Annotated in this window: 1 protein-coding gene; it reads left to right on the plus strand. The window is 47.1% G+C overall.

Annotation, left to right across the window (positions count from 1 at the left end):
• The coding region (locus R7Q41_RS24075) for a multidrug effflux MFS transporter (protein WP_318144714.1) at window positions 1–1,009 on the plus strand (1,009 nt) is incomplete at its 5' end.
• Between the last annotated feature and the right edge of the window lie 253 nt (window positions 1,010–1,262).

Consider the following 1,262-nt stretch of genomic DNA (forward strand, 5'->3'; position numbering starts at 1 on the left):
ACTGTTTGCTGGCCCTTTGGCAGATAAACTCGGACGTCGAACTGTTGCATTGGGCGGCATCACTATCTACGCAATGAGCGCTTTATTGGCGTGGAGTGCTCAAAATATTGAGTGGATGTTGATGTCTCGTTTGCTACAAGGCTTAGGTGCGTGTGCGACATCGGTAGCAGCCTTTGCAACAGTTCGCGATATTTTCGGCCCAGAGAAAAGCGGCAAGATGATCAGCTACCTTAATGGTGCGATCTGCTTTATTCCGGCACTGGCTCCAATCTTAGGTAGCTGGTTAACACAGCAATTCGATTGGCGTGCAAACTTCAGCTTTATGGCTGGTTTTGCGGTTGTCTCAGGAACGTTGATGTTCTTGATGATGAAGGAAACCAACCCTGCAACCGAGAAACAAGCGGTATTCAAAGTAAGTCGTTACTGGTCGGTACTGAGCACGCCATCTTTCATTTTCCACGCGTCACTATGTTTGATGGCTATGGCGGTTATCTTAGCTTACGTGACGTCAGCACCGTCGGTATTGATGACAGGCATGGGCCTTTCAATGAATGAGTTCACATTCTGGTTTGGCATTAACGCGGTCATTAACATCGCTGGCTGTATGTTGGCACCGAAGTTCATGGAACGTTTTGGCACACACAACACGCTTGTGGTTGGTATCTCGACGTTGGCTCTGGCTGGTGTGGTGATGCTGGTGATGAATGGCCAAAACACGGCGCTGTCGTTCATGCTGCCAATCTTTATGTCGTCCGTTGGTTTTGCTTTGATTCTTGGCGGCGCCGCGGGCAAGGCGTTGGAACCATTCGGTGATAAAGCGGGCACAGCCGCTGCGCTACTTGGTTTGTTCCAAATGAGCGGTTCTGGTTTGTTAGTGGGTACCTTACAGCGTTTGCCGTTTGATCCACAAACATTGATTGCTATTCATATGTGGGTATTGCTACCAGCATTGGTGATTCTATTTTCAAAGGCCGGTAAGAGCTGGCACGCACGCTTCGCTAATGCGTAAATCAGTGTAATTTAGTATTTTCCAATGTATGTAACGCGTGTATATTTGTCGTTCACACTTTTCCTGACACCATAATGGAATTCAAAAAGTAATGTCGTTAACCACGTATGAAATGGCTCGTATTTTAGAGCAAATGGAAGAATCACCAGAAAAGGTGATGTTTGGTAAGTTGCTTAATGAGCTGGGCAATCAAAGCTCCGAGCGCATTCGTAGTGCGGCAAAACAAGTACCTCTACCAATCTTGCGTGACATT

Origin of the sequence: Vibrio sp. 2096, assembly GCF_033339595.1 — a bacterium.
Classification (GTDB): domain Bacteria; phylum Pseudomonadota; class Gammaproteobacteria; order Enterobacterales; family Vibrionaceae; genus Vibrio; species Vibrio alginolyticus.